This window comes from Anoxybacillus dikiliensis (assembly GCF_050613275.1).
Taxonomy (GTDB): domain Bacteria; phylum Bacillota; class Bacilli; order Bacillales; family Anoxybacillaceae; genus Anoxybacillus.
Genome location: NZ_CP187112.1, coordinates 995,752 through 1,008,833 on the forward strand (window position 1 = coordinate 995,752; position 13,082 = coordinate 1,008,833).

At 45.4% G+C, this 13,082-nt stretch carries 14 protein-coding genes; 13 read left to right on the forward strand and 1 reads right to left on the reverse strand.

What is annotated here, in order from left to right; all coding sequences use genetic code 11:
- Positions 1-2: 2 nt before the first annotated feature.
- The 5 genes from pknB to spoVM all read left to right on the forward strand — a co-directional run bounded on the left by pknB (position 3) and on the right by spoVM (position 4,309).
- Positions 3-1,931: a Stk1 family PASTA domain-containing Ser/Thr kinase gene (pknB, locus tag ACPF7I_RS05305; RefSeq protein ID WP_430744369.1), complete on the forward strand. Its 1,929-nt coding sequence runs from the start codon at positions 3-5 to the stop codon at positions 1,929-1,931.
- A gap of 12 nt (positions 1,932-1,943) precedes the next feature.
- A complete protein-coding gene (rsgA, locus tag ACPF7I_RS05310) occupies positions 1,944-2,825 on the forward strand; it encodes a ribosome small subunit-dependent GTPase A (RefSeq protein ID WP_430744368.1) in 882 nt (293 codons plus the stop codon).
- Positions 2,826-2,827: 2 nt separating this feature from the next.
- Entirely contained in the window at positions 2,828-3,484 is a 657-nt protein-coding gene (gene rpe, locus ACPF7I_RS05315) for a ribulose-phosphate 3-epimerase (protein WP_430744367.1), read from the forward strand.
- Between the two features lie 32 nt (positions 3,485-3,516).
- Positions 3,517-4,155 (forward strand): thiamine diphosphokinase, encoded by a 639-nt coding sequence (locus tag ACPF7I_RS05320; RefSeq protein WP_430744366.1) that lies wholly within the window; start codon positions 3,517-3,519, stop codon positions 4,153-4,155.
- A gap of 73 nt (positions 4,156-4,228) precedes the next feature.
- Positions 4,229-4,309, forward strand: a complete 81-nt coding sequence (spoVM, locus tag ACPF7I_RS05325) for a stage V sporulation protein SpoVM (RefSeq protein WP_003394991.1) — start codon at positions 4,229-4,231, stop codon at positions 4,307-4,309.
- Between the two features lie 30 nt (positions 4,310-4,339).
- On the opposite strand, the gene rpmB is transcribed toward spoVM, so the two are convergent.
- Entirely contained in the window at positions 4,340-4,525 is a 186-nt protein-coding gene (rpmB, locus tag ACPF7I_RS05330; protein ID WP_003394988.1) for a 50S ribosomal protein L28, read from the reverse strand.
- Between the two features lie 220 nt (positions 4,526-4,745).
- On the opposite strand from rpmB, the gene ACPF7I_RS05335 reads away from it, so the two are divergent.
- The 8 genes from ACPF7I_RS05335 (at position 4,746) to fabD (ending at position 13,082) form a co-directional block, all read left to right on the forward strand.
- Positions 4,746-5,108: an Asp23/Gls24 family envelope stress response protein gene (locus tag ACPF7I_RS05335; RefSeq protein ID WP_430744365.1), complete on the forward strand. Its 363-nt coding sequence runs from the start codon at positions 4,746-4,748 to the stop codon at positions 5,106-5,108.
- A gap of 17 nt (positions 5,109-5,125) precedes the next feature.
- Positions 5,126-6,784: a DAK2 domain-containing protein gene (locus ACPF7I_RS05340; protein ID WP_430744364.1), complete on the forward strand. Its 1,659-nt coding sequence runs from the start codon at positions 5,126-5,128 to the stop codon at positions 6,782-6,784.
- Between the two features lie 84 nt (positions 6,785-6,868).
- Positions 6,869-7,531, forward strand: coding sequence for an L-serine ammonia-lyase, iron-sulfur-dependent subunit beta (gene sdaAB / locus ACPF7I_RS05345; protein ID WP_430744363.1), 663 nt, complete (start codon positions 6,869-6,871; stop codon positions 7,529-7,531).
- 23 nt (positions 7,532-7,554) lie between these two features.
- On the forward strand, positions 7,555-8,442 hold the full coding sequence (sdaAA, locus tag ACPF7I_RS05350; protein WP_430744362.1) for an L-serine ammonia-lyase, iron-sulfur-dependent, subunit alpha: 888 nt from the start codon (positions 7,555-7,557) through the stop codon (positions 8,440-8,442).
- Complete coding sequence (gene recG / locus ACPF7I_RS05355; RefSeq protein ID WP_430744361.1) at positions 8,426-10,483, forward strand: ATP-dependent DNA helicase RecG; 2,058 nt, start codon at positions 8,426-8,428, stop codon at positions 10,481-10,483. Before sdaAA ends, recG begins: the two co-directional genes overlap by 17 nt.
- Before the next feature lie 75 nt (positions 10,484-10,558).
- Complete coding sequence (gene fapR, locus ACPF7I_RS05360) at positions 10,559-11,143, forward strand: transcription factor FapR (protein ID WP_042533842.1); 585 nt, start codon at positions 10,559-10,561, stop codon at positions 11,141-11,143.
- On the forward strand, positions 11,140-12,129 hold the full coding sequence (gene plsX / locus ACPF7I_RS05365) for a phosphate acyltransferase PlsX (RefSeq protein WP_430744360.1): 990 nt from the start codon (positions 11,140-11,142) through the stop codon (positions 12,127-12,129). The genes fapR and plsX overlap by 4 nt, the downstream gene beginning before the upstream one ends.
- A gap of 11 nt (positions 12,130-12,140) precedes the next feature.
- On the forward strand, positions 12,141-13,082 hold the full coding sequence (gene fabD / locus ACPF7I_RS05370; RefSeq protein ID WP_430744359.1) for an ACP S-malonyltransferase: 942 nt from the start codon (positions 12,141-12,143) through the stop codon (positions 13,080-13,082).

Genomic DNA, 13,082 nt, shown 5'->3' on the forward strand with positions numbered 1-13,082 from the left:
TCGTGCTCATCGGTAAACGATTAAACGGTCGCTATAAAATATTACAACTCATTGGCGGCGGCGGAATGGCGAACGTCTACTTAGCGAGGGACATGATTTTAGACCGCGACGTTGCCGTAAAAGTGTTGCGTTTAGATTTTGTAAACGATGAATTATTTATTAAACGGTTTCGACGTGAAGCACAAGCCGCGACAAGTTTAAACCATGAAAATATTGTCATGATTTACGATGTCGGGGAGGACGACGGCATTTACTACATGGTCATGGAATATGTGCGTGGCTGCACGTTAAAACAATACATTCAACAACGTGCCCCGCTTCCTGTTCAAGAAGCGTTGCGCATGATGGATGAATTAACAGGAGCGATTGCTCACGCTCATCAAAACGGTGTCATTCATCGCGATATTAAGCCACAAAACATTTTAGTCGCAGAAGACGGAACGATTAAAATTACAGATTTTGGTATAGCTGTCGCGTTAAGCTCGACAACGATTACGCAAACGAATTCTGTTTTAGGATCTGTTCATTATTTATCGCCTGAACAAGCAAAAGGCGGAATGGCGACAGAAAAATCGGATATTTATTCGCTCGGCATCGTCATGTTTGAGTTGTTAACGGGACAATTGCCGTTTTCCGGTGAATCGGCCGTAGCGATTGTGTTAAAACATTTGCAAACGGAGACGCCGTCTGTGCGACGATGGAACCCGAACATTCCACAAAGCGTAGAAAATATTGTGTTAAAAGCGACAGCAAAAAATCCGTTGCATCGTTACAATAGCGCATTAGATATGCAAAAACATATTCGCACCGCTCTTTTTCCTGAGCGCATAAACGAACAAAAATTTACGTTGCCAACCGAAGATGACGACGAAGAAACGAAAATCATCCCAATTGTGAAGCCGACCGCTTCTGCACCATCAGAAAAGAAGGAGGACGTGTCTTCTCCGAAGGAAAAGCGTTCAAAAAAATGGCTTATTTTATGGGCGGCATTTCTTTTCTTGCTCGTCGGCGCTGGGGTGAGCGCCGTCACATGGATTCCTGATTTATTTTTCCCAAAAGATGTGACAGTGCCTGACGTGACAAACGAAAATTATACAGATGCGGTGACGGAATTAACGTCGCTAGGACTAAAAATCGAAAAGACGGTCGAAGAAGAACATGATGACATCGCAGAAGGATTTGTCATTCGTACGAATCCGCAAGCCGGAAAAGTCGTGAAAGCAGGTACAGCGGTAACGATTTATAAAAGTATAGGGAAGAAAAAAGTGGAGTTTCAAAATTATGTTGGGGAGCCAATCGATGACGTCGAGCGGCAATTACGGTCGGCAAACTATTTACTCATCGATAAAAAACAAGTGTATAGCGAAGAACCAGCAGGTACGATTATCGAACAATTCCCGCTTCCAGGCGAAAAAGTTGTGCCGGAAGAAACAGAAGTGCGTTTTACCGTCAGTCTTGGACCAGAAAAAATTGTTTTAAAAGATTTAACAGGATACACGGAAAAAAGTGTGCGCGATTATGCTGCAGACCAACAGCTGTACGTCATCGTCAAACAGCAATATTCAGATACGGTCGAAAAAGGGCTCGTCATTTCTCAAACGCCACAAGCGAACGCAAAACTAGAAAAAGGAGCAACCGTGACCGTTGTCATTTCTCTCGGAAAAGAACCGGTATTAACAAAGAAGGTCATCCAAGAAATTAACATTCCGTATGAGCCGCCTGTTGATGTAAACGAACCAGTTATGGCAGAGTTATATATAGAAGACGAAAACTATTCATTTGCCCAACCGTACAAACGTTATCGTTTAACAAGTGATGTGAAAGAGCGTGTAGAATTTGTTATTCAACAAGGAAAACAAGGGCGTTATCGTGTGGTCGTCAACGGCACGACGGTGCGTGAAGGGATCGTGCCATATCCAACAACACCTTAAAGGAGGGAAGGCATGGCGGAAGGAAAAATTATTAAAGCGTTAAGCGGTTTTTATTACGTGTTAACCGACGGTCGAGTGTATCAATGCCGAGGGCGCGGGGTGTTTCGCAAGCGGAAAGTGACGCCGCTTGTCGGCGATTATGTTGCTTTTCAGGCAGAAAATGAACGGGAGGGCTACATATTAGATGTGTTTGAGCGGAAAAATGAGCTCGTCCGTCCGCCGATTGCAAATATCGACCAAGCCATTTTAGTGTTTTCGGCTGTTGAGCCAGATTTTAGCCCAGGGTTGTTAGACCGCTTTCTCGTATTAATTGAATCTAAAGGTATTCGTCCAATTATAGTTGTAAGTAAAATGGATTTAGTAGACGATGAAACAAAGCCGCGTCTCGAACAGTATATTCGTGACTATCGCCAAATTGGATACGATGTATTACAAGTGTCTGTTCAAACGCGCGAAACTGTTGAAGCGTTGTTGCCATATTTTGAAGGGAAAGTATCTGTGTTTGCGGGGCAGTCAGGTGTCGGAAAGTCGTCTTTATTAAATGCATTGCGCCCGGAATTACAATTAAAAACGGGCGACATTTCCCATCACCTCGGACGCGGAAAACATACGACAAGGCATGTCGAGTTAATCGAAATCGGTGGCGGTTTCGTTGCGGATACACCGGGGTTTAGCGCGCTAGAATTTGATGAGATAGAACTCGAACAATTGCCGCTTTGCTTTCCAGAGTTTGTTGCGAGAAGCGGCGATTGCAAGTTTCGTGGTTGCACGCATACAGCTGAGCCGAAATGTGCGGTAAAAGAAGCGCTCGCATCGGGAGACATTCCTTCTTACCGCTACGAACATTATGTTAGTTTTATTGAAGAAATTAAGGAACGAAAGCCGAGGTATTAAATATGATTAAAATTGCACCATCTATTTTATCTGCCGACTTTGCTAAGCTTGGCGAAGAAATTGTAGACGTCGAGCGCGGAGGAGCCGATTATATTCATGTCGATGTGATGGACGGTCACTTCGTCCCGAACATGACCATTGGACCGCTCATCGTTGAAGCAATCCGCCCTGTGACGAAGCTGCCGCTTGACGTTCATTTAATGATTGAGCAGCCAGATCGCTATATTCCGACGTTCGCGAAAGCAGGGGCTGACTATTTAACTGTGCACGTTGAAGCTTGTCCACATTTACATCGTACGATTCATCTTATAAAAGAGCACGGCGTGAAAGCAGGTGTCGCATTAAACCCACATACGCCGTTGACAATGATTGAACATATTATTGAAGATGTAGATTTAGTTTTATTTATGACGGTCAATCCAGGATTTGGCGGACAATCGTTTATTCCGGCCGTGTTGCCAAAAATTCGTTCATGCGCCACGCTCGTCCGCGAACGAGGGCTTTCTGTTGAAATTGAAGTAGACGGTGGCATTCATGCCGAAACGGCTAAGCTTTGCGTGGAAGCAGGCGCCAACGTTCTCGTTGCGGGATCAGCTATTTATAACCAAGCCGATCGCGCACAGGCGATTCGTACGATTCGTGAGGGTGTGTCATCTTGACACATCCTTCTTTTATAAAGGGGGGACATTCATTGATTATTCATATTGTTGCAGGTGGCCCGACAAGCTTTTTGCCTCATTTACAGGCGTATGATAGAGAGGACGTATATTGGGTAGGGGTAGATCGGGGGGTTCTTACGTTGCTCCATGCTGGCATTATGCCAAAACGAGCGTTCGGAGATTTCGATTCCATCGACGAACAAGAGTTGCAACAATTACAAACGCAATTACCGCACATCGATATATGGCCGGCTGAAAAAGATCAAACGGATACAGACATTGCACTTGAGTGGGCGCTTGAACAACAAGCAGCAAAAATTCGTTTGTTTGGAGCGACAGGCGGCCGGCTTGATCATTTATTCGGAAACGTTCAGCTTTTGTTTAAAGGAAAAGATGGGCAAATTGAGTTAATTGATCGCCAAAATGTCGTGACGCTTCATCGCAGCGGGGAGCATATCGTTGAAAAAAGGGACGAATATACGTATATTTCATTTATTCCTTTGACTCCGATTCGAGCCTTAACGCTTCGAGGGTTTAAATACCCTCTCGATGCGTACGATGTGCCGCTCGGATCGACATTATGCGTCAGTAACGAACTTATCCATTATTTTGGTACTTTTTCATTTACTGAAGGCATATTAATGATGATAAGAAGCAAGGATGAAAAATAACGCTTCGAGGTACGATTTGTGCGGAGATGAATATAATGATGGAAGAGTGTGCACAGTAGGGGAGGGAACGATGATGAAATTTTATACGATTAAGTTGCCGAAGTTTTTAGGTGGGATTGTACGGGCGATGTTAAACTCGTTCAAAAAAGGATAAAAAGCACCAAATGATTGGTGCTTTTTTCTATTACACACGTTCTACTTTTCCGGATTTTAATGCGCGAGCAGAAACCCAAACGCGCTTTGGCTTTCCGTCAACTAAAATGCGAACTTTTTGAAGGTTTGCTTTCCATGTGCGGCGGCTCGCATTCATTGCGTGAGAACGAGCGTTTCCGAATGATTTTTTCTTACCAGTCACAAAGCATTTTGCCATTTTGTTTCCCTCCTCACTTGCCAAACTACGTGCTCAAAACACTACTATAATTTATCATACATAAAAACGGATTGCAATACTTCCGATCAACTGTTTCAAGAAAATAACCTTGACATCTGTTTTCTATTTCAGGTAAATATACTATGGGTAGAAGCTTTTAAAAATAAGCCGAGTATAGTACAATGGCGTTAGCTACCTAACAAGAAAGGGGACTTGAGCGATGTCCATTGAATTACAAACGAAATATGGTCGTGTTGAAATTAGCAACGATGTCATTGCAGCGATTGCCGGGGGAGCGGCAGTGGATTGTTACGGTATTGTTGGTATGGCATCAAAAAACCAACTGAAAGACGGAATTGCTGAAATGTTACGTCGCGAAAACTTCGCGAAAGGAATTGTTGTACGGCAAGAAAACGATGAAGTGCATATTGACTTATACGTCATCGTTAGCTACGGCACGAAAATTTCCGAAGTCGCGCACAACGTACAGACGAAAGTAAAGTATACGCTGGATCAAACGTTAGGTTTATCTGTTCAGTCAATTAACATCTATGTTCAAGGGGTTCGTGTGACGAATCCGTAGTGAGGAGGAACAAGTCTGTGGGAGTGACAACATTAGATGGAAAACGCTTTGCGCAAATGGTGTTGCAAGGCGCGGCACATTTAGCAAACAATGCAAAAACAGTTGACGCATTAAACGTCTTCCCTGTTCCAGACGGAGATACAGGGACGAATATGAACTTGTCGATGACGTCTGGTGCAAAAGAAGTAAAAAATCAAGTATCTGACCATATCGGCAAAGTCGCGAGTGCCTTGGCGAAAGGGCTGTTAATGGGCGCGCGCGGAAATTCAGGCGTCATTTTATCCCAACTGTTTCGCGGGTTTGCGAAAGCAATTGAGCAAAAAAGTGAAGTCAACAGCAAAGAGTTTGCAGCTGCGCTAGAAGCGGGGGTACAGACGGCGTATAAAGCTGTCATGAAGCCGGTCGAAGGAACGATTTTAACGGTTGCGAAAGACGCTGCGAAACGGGCTGTTGCTGTTGCCAAAAAAGAAACAAACATCGTTGCTGTGATGGAGGAAACGTTAAAAGAAGCGAAAGCATCGCTCAAACGCACGCCAGATTTGCTTCCTGTGCTAAAAGAAGTAGGCGTCGTTGATAGCGGTGGGCAAGGGCTCGTCTTTGTGTACGAAGGGTTTTTGGCCGCATTAAAAGGCGAGACGATCGCTCAAGCGGAAACGGTATCGATGGAGCAACTCGTTCGTACCGAACATCATCGTAGCGTTCAGAGCCATATAAGCGCCGAGGACATTGAATTTGGCTATTGTACGGAATTTATGGTGAAATTCGAACAAGACAAAGTAGCGAAACATCCGTTTAGCGAGGAAGCGTTTCGTCAAGATTTAAGCCGCTTCGGTGATTCGCTTCTTGTCATTGCGGACGATGAGCTTGTCAAAGTACACATTCACGCTGAACAACCAGGTGAAGTGCTCACTTATGCGCAACGTTACGGAAGTTTAATTAACATAAAAATTGAAAACATGCGCGAACAGCATGCGAATATTGTTCATCAAGAAGTGCAGCCGCCGAAAAAACAAGAGCGCATCCCATACGGCATCGTTGCGGTAGCGATGGGGGATGGCATCGCTGAACTATTTCAAAGCATCGGTGCCCATGCTGTGATCGAAGGCGGCCAAACGATGAACCCGAGCACAGAAGACATTGTGAAAGCAATTGAAGAAGTAAATGCGGAAACGGTATTTGTGCTGCCGAACAATAAAAATATTATTTTAGCAGCTCAACAAGCCGCTTCTGTCGCTTCATGTCAAGTTGTCGTCATTCCATCGAAAACTGTTCCACAAGGGATGACAGCCTTGCTCTCGTTTAACCCTTCCGCACCGAAAGAGGAAAATGAAAAAGCGATGACGGAGGCGCTTGCTCGCGTCAAAACGGGACAAGTGACGTTCGCTGTGCGCGATACAAATATTGATGGAGTCGAAATCAATAAAGATGATTATATGGGAATTGCCGATGGGAAAATTGTCGTATCTCATAAAGAGCTTGCTTACGTTGTCGAGATGTTGCTTATCAATATGATTGGCGAGGAAGATGAAATTGTAACGGTTCTTTCCGGTGAAGATGCGACCGATGAACAAATTGCACACGTCGTTCAATGGATTGAAAAACAATTCCCACACGTTGAAGTAGAAACGCACCGCGGTGGACAACCGTTATACCCATTTATTTTTGCGATTGAATAAAACGTGTTGTTGTAATTCACATACGATAAAGAAGGGGAACGTTCCCCTTCTTTTTCATGAAGATGACAAAGGGGAGAATGGGGAATGAAATATCGGAGCGTATTTGATATTATAGGTCCTATTATGATTGGTCCGTCGAGCTCTCATACGGCAGGAGCAGTTCGCATTGGCAAAGTGGCGCGCAGTTTATTTGGGAGAAAACCAGCGTGGGCGGATATTTTCTTTTACGGTTCATTCGCTGAGACGTACAAAGGACACGGAACAGATGTGGCGATCGTTGGGGGCTTGTTAAACTTTGATACGTTTGATGAACGGATGAAAACATCGTTACACATCGCCAAACAAGAGGGCATTCGCATTACGTTTCATGAAGAAGAAGCGATTCCGCCTCATCCAAATACGGCAAAAATTCGCCTCGGCGATGAAAAAGGGGAGCTCGAGCTTGTTGGCATTTCTATTGGTGGTGGAAAAATTGAAATCATCGAGCTGAACGGCTTTGAGCTGAAGCTTTCTGGCCACCATCCTGCACTTTTGATTATGCATAACGATCGTTACGGGGCGATTGCAGGCGTGGCCAACGTGCTGGCGAAATATGCGATCAATATCGGCCATATGGAAGTGTCGCGCAAAGAAAAAGGGAAACAAGCGCTTATGACGATTGAAGTGGACCAAAACATTGACGATGCGATTGTGGAGCAATTAAAAACGTTGCCACATATTATTGATGTAACAAAAATTGTGGAGTAAAGCGGCGCAAAGGGGAGACAACGATGTTTCGAAATGTAGCAGAACTTGTGGAACGGGCAGAACGCGAACAAATCAAAATTGCAGAAGTGATGATTCGACAAGAGATGGAAGTGACCGAGCGAAGCCGAGAGGATATTGTCGCACAAATGGAGAAAAACTTACAGGTGATGGAACAAGCCGTTATGCGCGGATTAGCGGGCGTTCGCTCTCATTCTGGGTTAACAGGTGGCGATGCGACACGCCTGCAACAATACATTGCCCGCGGTCAATTTTTATCAGGAGAGACGGTTTTAGATGCCGTCAGCAAGGCGATGGCAACGAACGAAGTGAACGCGGCGATGGGGATGATTTGCGCGACACCGACAGCAGGTTCCGCTGGTGTCGTTCCAGGAACATTATTTGCGGTGAAAGAAAAACTGCAACCGACACGCGAACAAATGGTTGAATTTTTATTTACAGCTGGCGCATTCGGGTTTGTTGTCGCAAACAATGCATCCATTTCCGGTGCGGCAGGAGGATGCCAGGCAGAAGTTGGATCAGCAGCAGGCATGGCAGCAGCGGCGCTCGTCGAAATGGCTGGTGGCACGCCGAGACAAGCAGCAGAGGCGATGGCGATCGCTTTAAAAAATATGCTTGGGCTCGTCTGTGATCCGGTCGCAGGTTTGGTTGAAGTACCGTGCGTAAAACGAAACGCGATCGGAGCGGCAAATGCGATGATTGCTGCCGATATGGCGCTTGCTGGCATACAAAGCCGCATTCCGTGCGATGAGGTCATTGAAGCGATGTTTCGCATCGGTCAAACAATGCCGGTTGCCTTAAAAGAAACAGCACAAGGAGGGTTAGCGGCGACGCCGACCGCTCGTCAATTCGAAGCGAGCATTTTCGGCAAGCCGAATGAGAAACGTGAGTGACGTATTACAACAACCAGTCACAGCGATTAAAGGAATTGGAGAAGAAACAGCGATGGCGCTTCATGACATGGGAATTGATACAATTGAACAACTGTTGTATCATTTCCCTTTTCGTTATGAAGATTATCGCATATGTGCATTAGAAGAAGCAAAGCATGATGAAAAAATAACGATTGTTGGCAAAGTGTACAGCGAGCCTACCCTTACGTATTATCAACGCAAAAAGTCGCGACTAACGTTTCGTGTGCTTGTGGACCGTTTTTTAGTGACGGCTGTTTGCTTTAACCAACCTTATTTAAAAAAGAAACTAGCTTTGCACGAGACGGTGACGTTGACAGGAAAGTGGGATAAACATCGCCAAACAATTACGGTGCAGCAGCTTCATATCGGTGAAATAAAACAACAAAAGGAAATTGAACCGGTCTATTCGACGCGTGGCGACTTAACGGTGAAAGGGATGCGCCGTTTTATAGCGCTCGCTTTACAACAATACGGCGATGCGATTGTCGACCCGTTGCCTTGCGAATTGTTGCAAACATATCGGCTCGTATCTAAACGTGATGCGATACGAGCGATTCATATGCCGCTTTCGCACGAGCAGCTGAAACAAGCGCGGCGGCGGCTCGTTTATGAAGAATTTTTATTTTTTCAATTAAAAATGCAAGCGTTAAAAAAATATCGCCGTGAACAGTCACCGGGCATCGCGCATCGTTTTTCAGATGAACAGCTTCAAACGTTTATTCAGTCGCTTCCATTTCCGCTCACGAATGCGCAACAGCGGGTTGTCCGTGAAATTGTTCAAGATTTGAAGTCGCCATATCGAATGAACCGACTATTACAAGGTGATGTCGGGTCAGGGAAAACGGTTGTTGCGGCCATTGTATTGTATGCGGTATATATTTCAGGATATCAAGGGGCATTAATGGTGCCGACCGAAATTTTAGCCGAACAGCATGCCGAATCGCTTCGCACGCTCCTTGAACCGATGGGCATTCGTGTCGAACTATTGACGAGTTCTGTGAAAGGAAAAAGGCGGAAACAGCTACTTGAACAATTAGCAGCGGGAGACGTTCATGTTGTTGTTGGCACACATGCGCTCATTCAAGATGACGTGAATTTTGCTCAGCTTGGAGTAGTCATTACAGACGAGCAACATCGTTTCGGTGTCGAACAACGGCGCATTTTACGTGAAAAAGGACAATCGCCCGATGTGTTGTTTATGACGGCAACACCGATTCCCCGCACTCTTGCGATTACTGCGTTTGGAGAAATGGACGTTTCCGTCATTGACGAGATGCCGAAAGGAAGAAAAAAAATCGAAACGTATTGGGTCAAGCACGACATGCTTGAGCGCGTCTTTCAGTTTATCGCCAAACAAGTTGAGGCAGGACATCAAGCGTACGTGATTTGTCCGCTTATTGAAGAATCAGAAAAGCTCGATGTTCAAAATGCAATCGACGTCCATGCGATGCTTACTCATTACTATAACGGACGATATCGCATCGGATTAATGCACGGCCGTTTATCTTCAGAGGAAAAAGAAGAAGTGATGCGTGCGTTTAGTGTAAATGATATTCATATTTTAGTATCTACAACTGTTGTGGAAGTTGGGGTAAACGTCCCGAACGCGACGGTCATGGTCATTTACGATGCCGATCGATTCGGCCTTGCCCAGCTCCATCAGTTGCGCGGGCGAGTCGGGCGCGGACAAGCCCAATCGTATTGTATTTTAGTTGCCGATCCAAAGTCGGAAACGGGAAAAGAGCGCATGCGCATTATGACGGAAACGAACGACGGATTTGTGCTGTCTGAAAAAGATTTAGAACTGCGCGGGCCGGGCGACTTTTTTGGCACGAAACAAAGCGGCATGCCTGAATTTCGTCTTGGGGATCTCGTCCACGACTATCGCATCTTAGAAGTGGCGCGACAAGATGCAGCCCGCCTCATCGATTCCCCTGCCTTTTGGCGGGACGAAAAATATGCCCTTCTTCGTGAACATTTACAGCAATCAGGCATTTTAAGCGGTGAAAAATTAGATTAAAAGTGGTTGAAATGTCATCTTGGGTGTTATATACTACTATTAGTACCTAGTAATAATTCGGATGGTGGATCGACGATGAGAAGAAACAAACGAGAACGGCAGCGATTACTGCAAGCAACGATCGAAGAAAATCCATTTATTACAGACGAACAGCTTGCCGAAAAATTTTCAGTCAGCATTCAAACGATCCGCCTCGATCGCCTGGAACTGTCGATTCCGGAGTTGCGCGAGCGCATTAAACATGTCGCTGAGCGTACATTTGCTGACGAAGTGAAGTCGTTGCCTATTGAAGAAGTGATCGGAGAAATCATTGATATACAGTTAGACGAAAGTGCCATTTCCATTTTTGATGTAAAAAAAGAACATGTATTTCAACGAAATCAAATTGCGCGAGGACATCATTTATTCGCACAAGCGAATTCGCTTGCAGTCGCGGTCATTAACGATGAATTAGCTTTAACGGCAAAAGCACACATTCGTTTTATGCGTCCCGTCAAAGAAGGGGAGCGCGTCGTCGCGAAAGCGAAAGTCACCAACTTAAATGAAAATGGGCGCACAGTCGTTGAAGTGAATAGCTACGTCGGTCAAGAGCTTGTTTTTCAAGGAGAATTTCATATGTATCGTTCAAATGTTGTCAAAAAGGATGGAGAAGAAAAATGAAAATCGCAATCGATGCCATGGGAGGCGATCACGCTCCGAAAGAAGTCGTGATCGGTGCACAAAAGGCGATTGAGCATTTTCGAGATATTGAAATTACGCTTGTTGGGAATGAGAAGCTCATTCGCCCATACATCACAAACGATGAACGACTATCGATCATTCATACGGAACAAGTCATTGAAGCAACAGATGAACCCGTTCGTGCCGTTCGCCGTAAAAAAGAGGCGTCCATGGTATTAATGGCAAAGGAAGTAAGTGAAGGGCGCGCCGATGCGTGCATTTCAGCCGGGAATACAGGCGCTTTAATGGCAGCCGGGTTGTTTATCGTCGGTCGCATAGACGGCATTGACCGTCCTGCCTTAGCCCCGACGTTGCCAACGATTGATGGAAAAGGATTTGTATTGTTAGACGTTGGTGCAAACGTTGATGCCCGCCCAGAGCATATATTGCAATATGCGTTGATGGGCGCAGCATATGCCGAAAAAGTGCGCGGTGTTGCTCGCCCACGCGTCGGTTTATTAAACGTAGGAACAGAAGATCAAAAAGGAAATGAATTATCAAAAAAAGCGTTTCAACTGATACAAGAGACGCCGCTAAACTTTATCGGCAACGTGGAAGCGCGCGATTTATTAGAAGGAGTAGCTGATGTCATCGTCACGGACGGATTTACCGGCAACGTGGCGTTAAAAACAATCGAAGGAACGGCGATCGCTGTTTTTTCAATGTTAAAATCGGCGTTGACAAGCGGAGTAGTAAGCAAAATAGCGGCGCTTGCTTTAAAGCCACAGCTTATGCAATTGAAGAAAAAGATGGATTATGCCGAATACGGTGGGGCAGCGTTGTTCGGTTTACGTGCACCTGTCATTAAAGCGCACGGTTCATCGGATGCCCACGCTATTTTTCATGCCGTACGCCAAGCGCATGATATGGTCGCGAACGAAGTCGTACAAACGGTGAAACAATCGATCACGGAAATTACAAAATAAGGGGTGCTGTGATGGGGAAAATCGCATTTATTTTTCCAGGGCAAGGTTCGCAAACAGTCGGGATGGGGAAAGAATGGGCGGAAAAAGATGAGAAGGTAGCATCGATTTTTCGCCAAGCAGATGAACGATTGCAAATGTCTTTGTCACAACTTATTTTTGAAGGACCACAAGACGTGTTAACAAAAACAGAAAATGCTCAACCGGCATTGCTCACGACAAGCATCGCATTTTTACAAAAAGTAAAAGAAGCAGGCATTCATCCGCATTATGTAGCAGGACATAGCCTCGGAGAATATAGCGCGCTTGTTGCAGCGTCTGTGCTGTCGTTTTCTGATGCGGTATATGCAGTGCGCAAGCGCGGAGAATTGATGGAACAAGCAGTACCGTCAGGACAAGGGACAATGGCAGCGGTGCTCGGCATGGATGAGGCGACGCTACAACAAGTCGTTGATGAAGTAACGACACAATCATCGCCTGTTCAATTAGCCAACTTAAACTGCCCGGGACAAATTGTCATTTCCGGAGCAAAAGAAGCGGTTGAGCGAGCGTCACAACTTGCCAAAGAGAAAGGGGCAAAACGGGTCATTCCACTTGAAGTAAGCGGACCGTTTCACTCCATTTTAATGAAGCCAGCGGCAGAGCAGTTTTCATCCGTGCTTGATGCGCTGTCGTTTCAAGAAAGTGCTGTGCCAGTCATTTCAAACGTGACAGCTGAGCCGATGACAAATCCAACGGAAATAAAACAACGTCTTGTTGAACAATTGTATTCACCCGTTCGTTGGGAGCAATCGATTCAAACGATGATCGATCTTGGTGTACATACGTTCATCGAAATCGGTCCTGGAAAAGTATTAAGCGGTCTAGTGAAAAAAATAAACCGTCATGTCAACGTCTATTCGATTTTTGATGAAGCTTCGTTTGCAGCGACGGTGACTGCGTTGAAAGGGGAATGA